Raw genomic sequence first — 14,744 nt, 5'->3', positions numbered from 1 at the left:
ACTTTTGCGCTGTTCAAAAGTGAGCCGCTGTAAGAGCGGAACCATAAGCGGCCGTTACCTAAATAACGGATATTCACCCCCCACCGGCCGTAACAAACCGCCGCGCCAAAAACCCATACAACAGATACCCAAACGCCAACACCAGCGTCGCACCAAACACCGCCTCCTCACCACACGCATAAATCGCATACAGCGAATACCCCACGGCAATCAGCAACACCGTGGTATTGCGTGCATAAATCGAGGCCGCCACCCGCGCTTTGTGCATCATCACCAGCAGCCCAGTCAGCGCAGTGACGTAAGGAATCAAATTAGTCACCACCGCCAGGTTCACCAACTTGCCAAACTGCGCACTGGCCGTGGGCGAGACGGTCGACAAGGCAATCAGGCTCTGCAACGCCGCGCAGGCAATCAGCCCCCACACGGGTGCCTGGGCACGGCTCACCCGGCTGAAGAACCGCGGAAACAGACGCTGGTCCGCCGACATCTTGGCCGTTTGCGCCAAGGTGAATTGCCAGCCCAACAGCGAACCCATGCACGCCACCACCGCCAGCGCCATGATGATATCGCCCACCAGCGGCGTGAAAATCTGCGCATACACCAGGGCAAACGGCGCAGAAGACTCGGCCAGTTCAGCGTTGGGCACGATGCCCTGAATCACCGTGGTCGACAGCACATACACCAGCGCCGCGCCGAGGGTGCCCAACAGGCAGGCCAGCGGCACGGTACGCTTGGGATCTTCCACCGCGTCATAGCCTTGGGCCGCGGACTCCATGCCGAGGAACGCCCAGAGGGTCAGCGGGATACTCGCGCCAATCGCATCCCACAGTTGCAACTGGTTGGGGTTCCAGGCGTCGCTGAACACCTCGGCTTTGAAATAGAACCAGCCGAACACGCTCAAGCCCGCCACGGGAATGATCACGCCCCATACGGTGACCACGCCGATCCGGCCAGTCAGGCGCGGGCCGCCGAAGTTGGCAATGGTGGTCAGCCAGATCAGCCCGAGGGTGCCGATAAACAACGGGATCGGCCCGCTGCCCAGCCACGGGATGAAGGACGACAGATAGCCCACCGCCGAAATCGCAATCGCCACATTGGCGATGATCAGCGACAGGAAATACAGGAACGAACAGAGGAAGAACCCGGACTTGCCGTGGGCCTCTTCGGTGTAGGCCGACATGCCGCCCGTGCGGGTACAGAACAGGCCGCACTGGGCAAAGCAGTACGCAATGGCCATCGAGCCCACGGCGGTGATCAGCCACGACAGCAGCGAGATCGCGCCCAACTGCGCCATGCTGGCGGGCAGCATGATGATGCCCGAGCCCATCATGTTGATCGCCACCAGGGTGGTCAGGCCCATCAGGCTCATCTTTTTGCTTGGCTCGGCCATCGGCAACTCCTTGTCGTGGGGCGTGCGAAGGCAGGCTAGCATGTTGTGGTCACTGTGCCTTCGGGCCTCGGTTTTCTCCCAGGATTCGCGCCGCGTCCCGAGCCGGTGGCAGGCCGAACACCCGGGCGTAATCCCGGCTGAACTGGGTGGCGCTTTCATAGCCGACTTCGAAGGCGGCGCTGGTGACGTTTTTGGCGCTGGCTACCATCAGTGTGCGGGCCTGCAGCAAGCGCACGCGTTTTTGATACTGCAACGGGCTCAGGTTGGTGACGGCCTTGAAGTGGCGGTGGAAGGCTGACACGCTCATCGCGGCTTTCTGCGCCAGGGCTTCTACCCGGATCGGTTCGGCGAAGTCCCGGCGAATCCACTGGATGGCTTGGCTCACCCGGGCCATTGCGGTGTCCGGCGCGGCGATTTCACGCAGCATCCAGCCGTGGGGGCCTTGCAGTACACGGTAGAGAATCTCGCGCTCGTAAACCGGTGCGAGGGCGGCGATCGCCTCGGGGTTGCCCATCAGCCGCAGCATGCGCAGCCAGGCGTCCATCAACTCCGGAGTGACGGCGGCCACGGAAAAGCCGGCATTGTGGTCGTAGCGCCCGGCAGGTTCGGGCAAGTCGCTCAGCAGCGTCGCGAGTACCGTCGGGTCCAGTGTCAGGCTGACCGCCAGGTAGGGTTCACCGGTCGCCGCCGGGTGCACAGTGCCCACCGCGGGCAGCTCGATGGACATCACGAAATACGTCGCCGGGTCGTACCGCAGGGTGCGGTCGCCCACGGTCATGGATTTGCTGCCCTGCAGGATTAGGTTGATCATCGGGTCATACACGGCGGCCAGCATGTGCTCGGGAATCGCGCCCTGGACCATGGCCACCCGCGGTATACCCGTTTCAGTGCGGCGGTTTTCGGCCTTGGCGGCCAAGGCACGCAGTTCGATCAGTTGTGTGTTCATGCCGGGCATGCTGAGCGCCCAGGTGGGCCCTGTGCAAGCAAAAAGCAGAAACAGGCAGGTTTCGAGCAGGAACCGCTGCGCCGGCTCAGGCGCGCAGGCCTACTGTGGTGACTCATTTGAGCAAGCAGTGGAGCCACACATGGGCGTTATCCTCATCACCGGCGGCAGCCGTGGCATTGGTGCCAGCACCGCAGAGTTGTGTGCCCGACAAGGCATGGGCGTGATCCTGACCTACAACAGCCATCCAGAGGCCGCACACGCCGTAGTGCAGAAGATTGAGGTTGCAGGCGGCAAGGCGGTCGCGCTGCCATTGGACGTGGCTGACGTGAGTTCCTTTGACGGTTTTGGCGAGGCGGTAAAACGGGCGTTGTCGGCGACCTGGGGCGTAAGTGGCTTGAGTGGGCTGGTGAATAACGCCGGCTATGGCCTGTTCAATCCCCTGGAGTCGGTCACCGAGGCCCAGTTCGACGGCCTGCTGAATGTGCACCTCAAAGGCCCTTTTTTCCTGACTCAAACGTTATTGCCGTTGCTGCAAGCACAGGCCTGCATCGTCAACCTCACCAGTGCCACGACTCGCGTGGCCACCGCCGGAGTTGCGCCTTATGCAGCCTTCAAGGGCGCGCTGGATGTACTGACCCGTTACATGGCCAAGGAGTTTGGCGAGCGGCAGATCCGTGCGAATGCCGTCTCCCCGGGAGCCATCCGCACCGAACTGGGCGGCGGGCTCAATGATGAATTCGAGGCGCTGCTGGCTTCCCAAACGGCCCTCGGCCGAGTGGGCGAGCCTGAGGACGTGGCGCGCGTGATCGCCATGTTGCTATCGGAGGAAGGCCGCTGGATCAATGCCCAGACGATCGAGGTCGCGGGCGGTTACATCATCTGAAAAGCGAGGCTACAGCATGCTGGATCATGTCTTTTTGTCGGTCAGCGATATTCAACGTTCCATCGATTTCTACCAGGCCGCACTGACACCGCTGGGTATCACCACGCGCCACGACTACGACGGCAAGGACGGCCCACCCGGCCATCCGGACCTCAAGGGTTTCGGCGCCAATGGGCGGATATTCTTCTGGTTGCGCGAGGGTGTGGTTGAGGGCAGGGCGGTGCATGTGGGGTTTGTCGCCGGCAGCCGGGCCGAGGTCGATGCGGCCTACCGGGCGGCAATCAATGCCGGTGCTGTCGACAACGGCGCACCGGATGCACGTTTGCACTATGACCCGAACTACTACGCCGCCAACGTGCTGGACCCCGACGGCTACAGTCTGGAATTTGTTTACAAGAACTGGCAGCACACCCAATGAAAACCTTAATGATCTACGGCGCCACGGGCTACACCGGACGCTACAGCTATACCGCCCTTGGCGGCGGTGGAAGCCGCGCGTCGGGTGTTGGCCGGTGAACGCCAACCGGGGTTCGCAACGCCGGGGCGCGTGTTGGGTGTAGGGTTTGCCGAAACCATCGCGGGCACCACGATTATTGACGTGTAAGCCACTCCATCCCGGCGACCACTTATCGGTTGGCGTCGCTGTTCAACTGAACCGCAGCCGTGCTTGCACCCCTTAACTAGGTAATCACCTCAACAACAGGAGTGCAGGCCATGCGAGCGATGACTTACCAGGGCGCCCACAAAGTACAGGTCGATACCGTTCCCGATCCGATTATCGAACAACCCGACGACATCATTTTGCGAGTGACGGCCACTGCTATCTGCGGCTCCGATTTGCACTTGTACCGGGGCAAGATTCCAACGGTGGAGCACGGTGATATTTTCGGCCACGAGTTCATGGGCATCGTCGAGGAAACCGGGCCGGCGGTCACCCAGGTACAGCGCGGTGACCGCGTGGTTATTCCGTTCGTGATTGCCTGTGGCGACTGTTTCTTCTGCCAGTTGCAACAGTTCGCTGCCTGCGAAACCACCAACGATGGGCGCGGTGCGATCCTGAATAAAAAAGCCATTCCACCGGGTGCGGCGCTATTTGGCTACAGCCGTCTGTACGGTGGCGTTCCTGGTGGCCAGGCTGAACTGGTGCGGGTGCCAAAGGCCAATACCGGGCCATTCAAAGTGCCCGGCACCTTGGCGGATGACAAAGTGTTGTTCCTTTCCGATATCTTGCCCACCGCCTGGCAGGCGGTGACCAATGCGGGTATCGGCGCAGGTTCCAGCGTCGCGATCTACGGCGCTGGGCCCGTGGGGCTGCTGAGTGCTGCGTGTGCACGCATGCTCGGTGCCGAGCAGATTTTCATGGTTGACCAGCATGCCTATCGGTTGGCGTACGCCCAGCAAATGTACGGTGTGATCCCGGTTAACTTCGAGGACGACGATGACCCTGCCGACACCATCATTCGCCAGACCAAGGGCATGCGCGGTGTGGATGGCGTGGTGGACGCCGTAGGGTTCGAAGCCAAGGGCAGCACGACTGAAACCATCCTCGCCACCCTCAAGCTCGAAGGCAGCAGCGGCAAAGCCTTGCGTCAATGCATTGCCGCGGTGCGCCGGGGCGGGACAGTGAGCGTGGCGGGGGTGTACTCGGGGTTTATCCATGGCTTCATGTTCGGCGATGCTTTCGACAAGGGCCTGACGTTCAAGATGGGCCAGACTCACGTGCAGCGCTTTCTTCCCGAGCTGCTTGAACATATCGAACTGGGGCACCTGAACCCGGAGGCGATCGTCACCCATCGGCTGTCCTTGGAACAGGCGGCGCGCGGTTATGAACTGTTTGATAAGTGCGAAGAGGATTGCCGCAAGGTGATCCTGTTACCCGTGGCGGATAACCGGCCTTTGACCGAGCCGCTGGAAGAAATGACCCCGGTGTTCCAGGGGCAGGGTGCAGCCCTGGTTTAGCAAAAGGCAGGGCCTTGACGGTGCGGTTTATGCTACGTCAAGGCCAACCCTTTCCCGCTCACGACGAAACGGGCAGCTCAAGCTGTTGCAGTGGCAGTAAGTCCATCACATCACAGAATAACGACCGATGGCGCCAGTCGTTGCGGTCACCAATCACGTAGAACCGCCGCTTGGCGCGTGTCGCGGCGACGTTCAGCAAGTTGGGTTCGGAGACTACCCAGTCGCGCGCGCCCGGGTTCTCGCTGCTACCGCCCAGCACCATGATCACCACGGCGGCTTCTTTACCTTGCATGGTATGGATAGTGCCAAAGACCATCTTGCGCGGAAGCAGCTGTTTGATGCGTTCCCTGACGGCCTGGAACGGCGTGATGACCGAGATATCAGCAATGCTCACCCCCTCGTCACGCAACCTGCCCAGCAAGGACTGCAGCGCAGTGCCCTCGGCGGCGACCCAGTTGCCGGTGGAAGCTCCGCTCGCTTGAATCCAGCCGGTCGGCAGGCCAGCAGTGGTTTCCTTCTCCGGGCTTGGGCTGAGGGTGCCAAATACCATGACACCGTCATAGGCGATTCGGTTAGCCAAGGCATACATCGGCCGGTCACAACGTCGGTGCACCACGAGGGGCAGGCCAACCCAGCGCTTGTCTTGGGCAGGCCCCATCATTCGCCCCCAAAGGGTGGCTTCGTCGGCCAGGGTCTGGGCGGATTGGCGGTTGGGTAGCCAGTGGGGGTCAACCGCGTAGCGCGTTCGCATGTGTTCGAGTACAGCATCGGAGACGGTAATGATGGGCTTGAGTTGCAAGGGGTCGCCTACCAGTACAGCGCGACGCGCACGCCAAAGGGCACCGACGGCAGCTTGTGGGGTTGCCTGACCGGCCTCATCCACCAGCAGCCAGCCGATTTCACCGACACCCAGGGAGCCGAACGACCGCGCAAAGGAGGCGAAGGTGCTGCTCAACACAGGCACGAGCATGAACAGCGAGGCCCAGCTTGAGCGAATGGCATCCCGTGAGACACCCTGGAATCGACCGCCTTGCAGCACACTGTTGATGAAGAACAGATTGGCGCGAATCCGTTTGGCTTCAAGTTCAAAGAAGCATTGATGCAGTTTGAGCGCCTGGATAAATACCTGGGCCCGTGTCTCTCGCCAACCCTTAATGGCCCAGGGCTCAACCAGCTCGATTGCCTCGCCACGGCCAATGATCCCATGACGCAGCCAGGCCAGGAGATGCTCGGCCTTGCAGGTTTGCGCCAAGCGTGTGACGTGTTCAACGTGTTGACGCTGGCGTTCCTGGAGAAGCGTCAGGGCTTGGTGTTCTGCGCGACTGAGGTCATCGAGCCGTGTGCGTTCAGCGGTCAGGCGAAGCGTACTGCGTTTGATGCGTTCGAAGTCTTCTTCTGCGATCAGGTGCCTGGCACTGATCAGTCGCCGCTGCGTGCTCCAGTTGCGATGGGCACCCCAGAAGCTGAACAGGTTGGCCAAAAATCCGGGTTTGTTCTGCTGAAGGCGTTGCAGTTCCAGCAGGCACTCTTGCAACAGGTGCCGGGCAGGCTTGAACTCAACCTCATCCAGTTGCGTCAGCTGCGCCTCAACATCCTTTATGTTTTGGCTTGACTGCCGCAGAGCGTCTGATCGCTCAGTGACCTGTTGGGATAAGGCGTTCAACGCGAGGAGCTGCGCATTGATGCCGTTGGCGTCGGCACTCATTTGCTCAACGCGGGCTTTTGCTGCGTTGTAGGCAGCGACAGCTTGCCGCCAGTTGTCCTGGCGCTGAGCTGTTGTTCGGGTGGTATCGGCGTGTGTCTTGAGCCAGCCGAGGAAGCCGCGCGGGGTGCTGATGTCTTCGTCAGGCGATTCGCCGGATTCGCTGTCGGCGGCCTCAGGTTCGTCATCCAGCTCTTCGGCATCCAGGGCGGGCAGCCATTCGGTTGCCTCATCGACCTTGTTGCCAGCCTTGGTTTTTTCGGGTGCCTGGCCGTAAAAATAACGGCTGACAAAGGCTTTGCGCCGAGCTTTGCTGCCAAGTGCCGCGGAAATCAGTCCCCAGGCCGGTTGTCCGCTGACCAACTCACCCAGTTCGCCGAAATAGTCGGCCTCCGGCAGCCAGCTTTCGTCGATTTTGTTCCGTTGAGGCAGCTCCATCGTGACGTTTTCAACGGCGCCGTTATTCGAAGACGCGATCACGATTTCAAAGCCAAAAAAGGCCGGGTCGAGCTTGTGGATGTTCTGAAAATCAGCCCCGTCGCCGACTTTTTCGGGCATGCCCTCGACGAAGGCCTGGGAGGCGCGCGACAGGCTGGCGAGTACATCGGCGCGTCGGGTGACGACGGCGGCGATCAGATCCCGCAGCAGGGTGGTCTTGCCTGTTCCCGGAGGACCGTTGACGCCAATCAGGCCCTCACCCTCAGCCAGGGTGTCGATGATGGTGTTCACCGCCAACTGCTGCGAGTGCACCAGGCCCAGGTGGCGCTCTGCGGGCCAGCAACCTGGGGCGAAATATTTCGGGGTCAGACGCTCGATCAACTGCGCCGAGGCATCGTCTTCATCGACGTGCAGACGGTTTTCCGGGCTGTGCCGCTTGAGGTATTGATCAAGTGCCTTGCTGGTAGTGCCTTTGCTGAGGCTGTCTGACACATCGGCGAGGTCTGACAGCAGGAAGCTGTTGAGCGGGTCGTCTTCCGGTTCCGGCTTTTTCTCCTTGACGGGAGTGGAGCGAAACCGGTGCCGAAACAGCGCCAATTCCTGGAAAAACTCATCCACGCCCAGAAAGCGTCGAATCCTGGCGGTCAACTCAAGCAACGCAGCGGCGTCGACCTGTCCGCCCATCAACGGCTTGATGTCTTCACGCAGGGCGTTCTGGTCCTCGTCGAAGCCTCTTTTCCAATCTTTCCCTGTCAGCGCTTTTCCCAGGAACCAGGCTTCGCTGGACAGCACCAGGCTGTCTTGCACCATCATCCCCTGCGCGGTGAACTTCAGCGCAAACAGTGCAGACTCGCGGCTTTTGGGTTGTTCCCGGTAACCCTGGTCGGCGCCGTAAAGCGCCTTGAGCTTTTCCGCGACAAGCTTGCTGTCGTACAGGTGAGCAAAGAGGGTATGGCTCCAGATTCGGTTTCCGGCAATCGGCTGCCGGGCGATCGGGCTTTGTTCCGTCCAAGGCATCACCGGCCGCCCGGCATTGATGTCGTGAAAAAATGACGACGGCAGGCTGTCGCGCTTCTCGATTTTTGGTGCCGACTGGGGCTGTAGCAATTCGACGGCATGCCAGTAACGGGTGATGCTTTCTTGGTTCATCAAATTCATTCCCTGGTGTTTGATGACGGGGGTGTCCCTTACGCGATCAGCCTGCCACCTGCGGCTGCATCCGCAACTCGCCTTCCACATCCTTGACCAAGCCACTGGCCAAAAACAACGGTGCCACGCGTTTGTGCAACTGCGGCTCGACAAACTCTTTTACCGTGTCCAGCGCCAGCGCGCCAGTCGGCGGCAACTCTGCCTTGGTGTAGGACAACCAGGCCTTTTTCAGCATCAGCAGCACGTCGCTGCCGGCGGTGGAGGCGAAGCGGCGGTGGACTTTCTTGCCATCGAAATCGAAGGTGTGCTGGAACTCGTAACCGGCCTCGTTACCTTCGCTGGCGACGCAGCGGATGCAGGTACAGGGGCCATCGCCGAAGGCGCTGCGCAGGTAGTTGTTGAAGTCCACCACGGGCTTGAGTGACAGGCGCTTGTCCACTTCGAACAGGTCACCGGTCATTTTTTCGTCAGAGTTCAAGGTCGATTTCCTCGCAGCGGTTTTTTCAAGGGCGGCACCATACCAGCCGAAAGGGTCGGCGGGCAGTGTTTTTCGTATATCCATAGATCCCGATATTCTTTTTCGCACCGCAGGTTGGTCGCTACGCTCGCAGCCCTTCTCAATGTCGCGGCAGCGTTCTCATGATAATAAAACGACCCACCCTGACGCTCCTGGCAGCAGCCAGTGCGCTCCTCAGCCTTGGTGCACACGCCGAAGGCAAAATCAGCATCGCCCAGCAATTCGGCATTGGCTACTTGATCCTCGACGTGGTTCGCGACCAGAACCTGATCGAGAAACACGGCAAGGAGCAGGGCCTGGACATCAAGGTGGAGTGGAGCAGCATTTCCGGCGCCACCGCGATGAACGAGTCGTTGCTGGCCGGCGCGTTGGACGTGGTTTCAGCGGGTGTGCCGCCGATGCTGACGCTGTGGGACCGTACCAAGGGCAAGCAGAACGTCAAGGCTATCGCCTCGCTGGGGTCGATGCCCAATTACCTGCTGACCAATAACCCGGACGTGAAGACCCTCAAGGACTTCAGTGAAAAAGACCGCATTGCCGTACCGGCGGCGGGCGTGGGCTTCCAGTCGCGCACCTTGCAGATTGAAACCGCCAAGCAATTCGGCGATGGCAACTACAAGAAGTTCGATGACATCTCCATCAGCCTGGCGCACCCGGACGCCACTGCCGCGTTGATTGCTGGCGGTTCAGAGATCAACGCGCACTTTTCCAGCCCGCCGTTCCAGTACCAGGAGTTGTTGAATCCCAAGGTGCACAAGGTGCTGAGTTCCTACGATATCCTCGGCGGCCCGGCCACGTTCAACGTGCTGTACACCACCGAGAAATTCCACGACGAAAACCCCAAGACCTACAAGGCGTTCTATGACGCGTTGGCCGAGGCGGAGAAGATTATCAAGGCTGACAAACCGGCAGCGGCCCAGGCATACATTCGTGTCGAGCAGTCGAAGCTGCCGCTGGCGCTGGTGGAGAAGATTGTGCAGGACCCGGAAATCGACTTCACCATCGTGCCGCAGCGTACCTACATTTATGCGGAGAAATTGCAGGCGTTGGGCGTGCTGAAAAACAAGGCGGGGAGCTGGAAGGATTACTTCTTTGAGGAGGCCCATGGCGCTGACGGGAGCTGACTTTATTCTGAATTGAAACGCACACAAAAATGTGGGAGCGGGCTTGCTCGCGAATGCGGTGGGTCAGCCAGCACATGTATCGACTGATCCACCGCATTCGCGAGCAAGCCCGCTCCCACAGGGGATCCCGTTCTCATTTTGGGTCTTTGTTGTCTGATGATCAGCGGAAGAACTCCCCCGGTGTGGCATCGAACTGCTGGCGGAAGGCGTTGATAAAAGCCGAGGTGGACTCATAGCCGCAGGCCAATGCCACATCGGTCACCCGTTCGCCTTGCTCCAACGCGGGCAGGGCGCTCAGCAAACGCAAGCGCTGGCGCCACGCGCGGAAGGTCAGGCCGGTGTCGCTCAGGAACAGCCGGCTGAGGGTTTTCTCGCTGACCGCCAGTTTCTGGCTCCATTGCCCCAGGGTGGTTTGCTGCTCGGGGTGCAGGTTCAGGCTGCGGTAAATCTGGCGCAAGCGGCTGTCGGCGGGCAGCGGCAACATCAGGTCGACCTGAGGTGCAGCGGCCAACTGGTCCAGTACTACCTGGGCCAATCGCCCATCCGGGCCGTCCTCGGCATATTCCACCGGCAATTCACTGAAGCTGCGAATCAACTCCCGCAACAGGCTGCTCACCGCCAGCACCTGGCAGCGGTCGGCCGCCCAGCCGGTGACGCTGCAATCCAGGTACAAGCTGCGCATCTCGGTATGGGGCGAACTGAACACCCGGTGTGGCATGCCGGCCGGGATCCACACGGCCCGCTGGGGCGGCGCGACGAAGCGCCCGACACTGGTCTGGATCTCCAGCACCCCGGATATCGCGTAGGACAACTGCACCCACGGGTGACTGTGGCGGCGGGTCAGTGCGCGGTTGGGCAGGGATTCGGTGCGGCCATACACCGGCCTCGGCAGGCTGGAAAGCCCGGGCACGCTGCGGCGCACGGTTTTGTCATGTCCTTTAGGCGGCATTTACTGGCTCATTGGCGTTAGTCGGTAACAAGCCGTTACGTTAGAGTCGCGACGATGCTCTTGGCAACCCCTGGAAGATTGGCTTATGACCCGCCCACGCTTTTTACCTGACAACTTCACCCTGACCCTGGTGGCCACGGTGATCCTCGCGTCCCTGTTGCCCGCCAGCGGCCAGACCGCCGTGGCCTTTGGCTGGGTGACCAACCTGGCCATCGCGCTGCTGTTTTTCCTGCATGGCGCCAAGCTGTCGCGCCAGGCCATCGTCGCCGGTGCCGGGCACTGGCGCCTGCACCTGCTGGTGTTCAGCCTGACCTTCGTGCTGTTTCCGCTGCTGGGCCTGGCGCTCAAGCCGGTGTTGTCACCGCTGATCGGCAAAGACCTGTACATGGGCATGCTCTATCTGTGTGCGTTGCCCGCCACCGTGCAGTCGGCGATTGCCTTTACGTCGCTGGCCCGGGGCAACATCCCGGCGGCGATCTGCAGCGCGGCGGCGTCGAGCCTGTTCGGGATCTTCCTGACGCCGTTGCTGGTGACCTTGCTGCTCAACGTGCATGGCGATGGCGGTTCCACCGTCGATGCGATCCTGAAAATCAGCGTGCAACTGCTGCTACCGTTCATCGCCGGGCAAATCGCCCGTCGCTGGATCGGCGAGTGGGTGGGGCGTAACAAATCCTGGCTGAAGTTCGTCGACCAGGGTTCGATCCTGCTGGTGGTCTACGGCGCGTTCAGTGAAGCAGTCAACGAAGGCATCTGGCACCAGATTCCGTTGTGGGAGCTGGGCGGCCTGGTGGTGGCGTGCTGTGTGTTGCTGGGGCTGGTGCTGGTGGCGTCCACGGTGCTGGGCAAGGCGTTTGGTTTCAGCCAGGAAGACCGGATCACCATCCTGTTCTGCGGCTCGAAGAAAAGCCTGGCCACGGGTGTGCCGATGGCCCAGGTGTTGTTCGCCGGGGCGAGTATGGGCGTGTTGATTTTGCCGCTGATGCTGTTTCACCAGATCCAGTTGATGGTCTGTGCGGCGCTGGCCCAGCGGTATGCCAAGCGTCCGGAATCGATTCCCGAGCTGATGGGGCAAGTCGATCCCTGAATCGTCGTGTTACTATTTTTTGCGCGCGGCTCAAGGCCCGGCATCGGGCCGGCTTGATCTGCGCGCAAACGAGTACGACGACCTGTCAATGAGCATTTCCGCCGCAACACCTCAAGCCAACTGGCAACCGGTCTTCGCTCTCGCGTTGGCCGCTTTCGTTTTCAATACCACCGAATTTGTGCCGGTCGGCTTGCTGAGTGCCATCGGGGCGAGCTTCGACATGCCCATTGCCAGCGTCGGCCTGATGCTGACTATCTATGCCTGGATCGTGTCCCTGACCTCGCTGCCGGTGATGCTGCTGACCCGCAACGTCGAGCGGCGCAAGCTACTGATCGTGCTGTTCGGCATGTTTATCGCCAGCCATATCCTGTCCAGCGTGGCCACCAGCTTTGGCATCCTGATGCTCAGCCGGGTCGGCATTGCCCTGTCCCATGCGTTGTTCTGGTCGATTACCGCCTCCCTCGCGGTGCGCCTGGCACCGGAGGGCAAGCAGGTGCAGGCCCTCGGCTTGCTCGCTACCGGCACCTCCCTGGCCATGGTGTTGGGCATCCCGCTCGGCCGCCTGCTGGGCGAAGCCATGGGCTGGCGCACCACCTTCCTGGTGATCGGCGCGTTTGCCGGCGGGCTGGTGTTCTGGCTGGCGCGCACCTTACCGCTGCTGCCGAGCCAGAACTCCGGCTCGTTGCGCAGCCTGCCGCTGCTGTTCAAGCGCCCGGCACTGGTGGCGCTGTACGTGCTGACGGCGATGGTGGTGACGGCGCAGTTCACGGCCTACAGCTATGTTGAGCCGTTTGTTGAAGGTGTTGCCGGCATGAGTGGCAACACCGTGACCCTGATCCTGCTGGTGTTCGGCGGTGCGGGGATCATTGGTTCGTTGTTGTTCAGCCTGGTGCATCGCTTTAATCCCCATCGTTTCCTGATCAGCGCGGTGACCATCCTCGCGCTGTGCCTGGCGTTGTTGTTGCCGTTGAGTGGCGAGGTGTCGTACCTGGTGACCCTGAGTGTGTTCTGGGGCATGGCCATCATGGGCTTTGGCCTGGCGCTGCAATCGAAGGTGCTGGTGCTGGCGCCGGATGCCACGGATGTGGCGATGGCGATGTTTTCCGGGATCTACAACATCGGCATTGGCGGCGGGGCGTTGATGGGCAGTTGGGTGGGCAGCCACTTTGGTTTCGCCTGGATCGGCGCGGCCGGCGGGTTGCTGGCGGCAGTGGCGTTGATTGGGTATTGCCTGGCGATTTATCGGTTTGGGCAGGGTGTGGCTCGCGGCCCTCTGTAGGCGCGACATTCTTAATGCAGTGGTTTTTTCTAGGGATTTAGTATGAAAGCAGGGTTGCTGATCGCTGTTTTATTGATGCTGGGTGGTTGCGTCACCAATCAGTTGCACTTCGCTTCTTATACCTCTGACGCGGAGTTGGCCAGCATTAAGAACAGTGCTGTTCAGTCGGATATTGTCGGGGTTTCAGGCTACGAGCGTTGTGGGCCCTGTACTGAGCGAAGCAAGATTGTATGGCATGCCGCGAATCACGAAATCGTCAGCCTCTACGAGGGGATGGCCAATGTTCCTGTTGATGATTGGGTTGGCTTTACCAAGCGGGCTATAGGGTCTGATTCGACATCGTCCATTAAAACCCGGGTCGAGATTGATCGGGTTTTCGTAAAAACCTGGAGTGATCCCGAATACTATGCAACTGATGTAGAGCTTTCGGTCTATATCGGCGGTGTCAAATATGCCGGGCATTCACGAATCAAGATAAAAGGCGCAGGCCAGACGCTTATTCAGCGGGATAAAGTGGCTTTCAATTCAGCTACCCTCGATGCCGTCAGTGTGGGGTTGAAGGCAGCTTATCTGGATGCGTTTGCAAAGTTTAAAACCTCAACTCACTGATGGCGCCGCTTACTGCTTGCTCCTACAGGAGGTATTTCCATGGTAGTTCGTTTGATTAAACCGGCGGTATTTGCAGTGCTCGCCGGGTTTTGCGTGTTGTGGCTCAGCCCTGCAAGCCTGGCGGCCAGTTTTGACTGTGACCGGGCGAAGGCGCCTGACGAGAAAACCATCTGTGCCACGCGCTCCCTCAATGATCAGGACGTGACCATGGCGCTGCTTTATGACCTCAACCGGCACTTCATGGCCATGGGAGGACGTGGTTCGTTGATGGATGATCAGGCTGTGTGGCTCAAGCAACGGCATACGTGCGGCGCCCAAGTCAGTTGCCTGAGCAAAGCCTATACGCAGCGTATTGCGATGTTGCGCAGCTTTATTGATGAGCGGGTGATGACGAAAGGACCGTTCTGAACAGGCCGCTTTCTGTAGGAGCGAGCTTGCTCGCGAAAAACCGGAGAGCACTGTGGGGTGTCAGGCTTCCCGGGTCATCGTTCACGTCCATCGCGAGCAAGCTTGCTCCTACTGAAGCAGGGTATGTTTTTTATTCAAGGGACTTTCACGCAATTCATTACAGATCTTGTAATAGTTTTGCATTGTAGGAAATTCCTGTTTCGCCTGTACGATTCAAGTCCTTTTTCCACAACAGGACCTACATGAACACCCTCTCGGAGCCTCCCAGTCGTCTTTCCCCAAGACATGCACTGTCGCCGTTCCCGCT

Annotated in this window: 13 protein-coding genes; 8 read left to right on the top strand and 5 right to left on the bottom strand. The window is 60.2% G+C overall.

The window, feature by feature from the left end:
* Window positions 1-73 precede the first annotated feature (73 nt).
* Together potE and K0H47_RS28310 are read right to left on the bottom strand one after the other, a co-directional pair.
* Window positions 74-1,390, bottom strand: coding sequence for a putrescine-ornithine antiporter (gene potE, locus K0H47_RS28315; RefSeq protein ID WP_219273980.1), 1,317 nt, complete (start codon window positions 1,388-1,390; stop codon window positions 74-76).
* Window positions 1,391-1,439: 49 nt separating this feature from the next.
* Complete coding sequence (locus K0H47_RS28310) at window positions 1,440-2,336, bottom strand: AraC family transcriptional regulator (RefSeq protein WP_201264139.1); 897 nt, start codon at window positions 2,334-2,336, stop codon at window positions 1,440-1,442.
* A gap of 139 nt (window positions 2,337-2,475) precedes the next feature.
* On the opposite strand from K0H47_RS28310, the gene K0H47_RS28305 reads away from it, so the two are divergent.
* The 3 genes from K0H47_RS28305 (at window position 2,476) to K0H47_RS28295 (ending at window position 5,178) form a co-directional block, all read left to right on the top strand.
* Window positions 2,476-3,219: an SDR family NAD(P)-dependent oxidoreductase gene (locus K0H47_RS28305; RefSeq protein WP_063029183.1), complete on the top strand. Its 744-nt coding sequence runs from the start codon at window positions 2,476-2,478 to the stop codon at window positions 3,217-3,219.
* A gap of 16 nt (window positions 3,220-3,235) precedes the next feature.
* Window positions 3,236-3,637 carry a VOC family protein gene (locus K0H47_RS28300; protein WP_063029185.1) on the top strand — a complete coding sequence of 134 codons (402 nt, stop codon included), beginning with the start codon at window positions 3,236-3,238 and terminating at the stop codon, window positions 3,635-3,637.
* A 296-nt stretch (window positions 3,638-3,933) separates the two neighbouring features.
* The gene (locus K0H47_RS28295; RefSeq protein ID WP_063029187.1) at window positions 3,934-5,178 is read left to right on the top strand and encodes a zinc-dependent alcohol dehydrogenase; all 1,245 of its coding nucleotides are present in this window, start codon (window positions 3,934-3,936) and stop codon (window positions 5,176-5,178) included.
* A gap of 58 nt (window positions 5,179-5,236) precedes the next feature.
* Here the strand turns inward: K0H47_RS28295 and K0H47_RS28290 are convergent, their stop codons facing one another.
* The gene (locus tag K0H47_RS28290) at window positions 5,237-8,467 is read right to left on the bottom strand and encodes an ATP-binding protein (RefSeq protein WP_063029189.1); all 3,231 of its coding nucleotides are present in this window, start codon (window positions 8,465-8,467) and stop codon (window positions 5,237-5,239) included.
* Window positions 8,468-8,513: 46 nt separating this feature from the next.
* Window positions 8,514-8,945, bottom strand: a complete 432-nt coding sequence (locus tag K0H47_RS28285; RefSeq protein ID WP_063029191.1) for a hypothetical protein — start codon at window positions 8,943-8,945, stop codon at window positions 8,514-8,516.
* Between the two features lie 161 nt (window positions 8,946-9,106).
* On the opposite strand from K0H47_RS28285, the gene K0H47_RS28280 reads away from it, so the two are divergent.
* Window positions 9,107-10,108, top strand: a complete 1,002-nt coding sequence (locus tag K0H47_RS28280) for an ABC transporter substrate-binding protein (RefSeq protein ID WP_063029193.1) — start codon at window positions 9,107-9,109, stop codon at window positions 10,106-10,108.
* A 160-nt stretch (window positions 10,109-10,268) separates the two neighbouring features.
* Here K0H47_RS28280 and K0H47_RS28275 read toward each other — a convergent pair whose 3' ends face one another.
* Window positions 10,269-11,057: a helix-turn-helix domain-containing protein gene (locus tag K0H47_RS28275; protein WP_093208800.1), complete on the bottom strand. Its 789-nt coding sequence runs from the start codon at window positions 11,055-11,057 to the stop codon at window positions 10,269-10,271.
* 85 nt (window positions 11,058-11,142) lie between these two features.
* On the opposite strand from K0H47_RS28275, the gene K0H47_RS28270 reads away from it, so the two are divergent.
* From K0H47_RS28270 to K0H47_RS28255, 4 genes are all read left to right on the top strand, one after another.
* Window positions 11,143-12,141 (top strand): bile acid:sodium symporter family protein, encoded by a 999-nt coding sequence (locus K0H47_RS28270; protein WP_063029197.1) that lies wholly within the window; start codon window positions 11,143-11,145, stop codon window positions 12,139-12,141.
* Between the two features lie 88 nt (window positions 12,142-12,229).
* The gene (locus K0H47_RS28265) at window positions 12,230-13,420 is read left to right on the top strand and encodes a sugar transporter (RefSeq protein ID WP_219273978.1); all 1,191 of its coding nucleotides are present in this window, start codon (window positions 12,230-12,232) and stop codon (window positions 13,418-13,420) included.
* A 42-nt stretch (window positions 13,421-13,462) separates the two neighbouring features.
* Complete coding sequence (locus tag K0H47_RS28260; RefSeq protein WP_063029201.1) at window positions 13,463-14,029, top strand: hypothetical protein; 567 nt, start codon at window positions 13,463-13,465, stop codon at window positions 14,027-14,029.
* 39 nt (window positions 14,030-14,068) lie between these two features.
* Window positions 14,069-14,437 carry a lysozyme inhibitor LprI family protein gene (locus K0H47_RS28255; protein ID WP_219273977.1) on the top strand — a complete coding sequence of 123 codons (369 nt, stop codon included), beginning with the start codon at window positions 14,069-14,071 and terminating at the stop codon, window positions 14,435-14,437.
* The last annotated feature ends 307 nt before the right edge of the window (window positions 14,438-14,744 follow it).

It is taken from the genome of Pseudomonas sp. Xaverov 83, from assembly GCF_019352905.1.
GTDB classification, from domain to species: domain Bacteria; phylum Pseudomonadota; class Gammaproteobacteria; order Pseudomonadales; family Pseudomonadaceae; genus Aquipseudomonas; species Aquipseudomonas yamanorum.
The sequence above is the reverse complement of the archived record's forward strand: the minus strand, read 5'-3'. Positions and strand labels throughout refer to the sequence as shown.

Excerpts from the sequence above, each read along its gene's own strand:
- potE (WP_219273980.1), bottom strand. The coding sequence starts at position 1,390 with ATGGCCGAGCCAAGCAAAAAGATGAGCCTGATGGGCCTGACCACCCTG.
- K0H47_RS28310 (WP_201264139.1), bottom strand. The coding sequence starts at position 2,336 with ATGAACACACAACTGATCGAACTGCGTGCCTTGGCCGCCAAGGCCGAA.
- K0H47_RS28305 (WP_063029183.1), top strand. The coding sequence starts at position 2,476 with ATGGGCGTTATCCTCATCACCGGCGGCAGCCGTGGCATTGGTGCCAGC.
- K0H47_RS28300 (WP_063029185.1), top strand. The coding sequence starts at position 3,236 with ATGCTGGATCATGTCTTTTTGTCGGTCAGCGATATTCAACGTTCCATC.
- K0H47_RS28295 (WP_063029187.1), top strand. The coding sequence starts at position 3,934 with ATGCGAGCGATGACTTACCAGGGCGCCCACAAAGTACAGGTCGATACC.
- K0H47_RS28290 (WP_063029189.1), bottom strand. The coding sequence starts at position 8,467 with ATGAACCAAGAAAGCATCACCCGTTACTGGCATGCCGTCGAATTGCTA.
- K0H47_RS28280 (WP_063029193.1), top strand. The coding sequence starts at position 9,107 with ATGATAATAAAACGACCCACCCTGACGCTCCTGGCAGCAGCCAGTGCG.
- K0H47_RS28275 (WP_093208800.1), bottom strand. The coding sequence starts at position 11,057 with ATGCCGCCTAAAGGACATGACAAAACCGTGCGCCGCAGCGTGCCCGGG.
- K0H47_RS28270 (WP_063029197.1), top strand. The coding sequence starts at position 11,143 with ATGACCCGCCCACGCTTTTTACCTGACAACTTCACCCTGACCCTGGTG.
- K0H47_RS28265 (WP_219273978.1), top strand. The coding sequence starts at position 12,230 with ATGAGCATTTCCGCCGCAACACCTCAAGCCAACTGGCAACCGGTCTTC.
- K0H47_RS28260 (WP_063029201.1), top strand. The coding sequence starts at position 13,463 with ATGAAAGCAGGGTTGCTGATCGCTGTTTTATTGATGCTGGGTGGTTGC.
- K0H47_RS28255 (WP_219273977.1), top strand. The coding sequence starts at position 14,069 with ATGGTAGTTCGTTTGATTAAACCGGCGGTATTTGCAGTGCTCGCCGGG.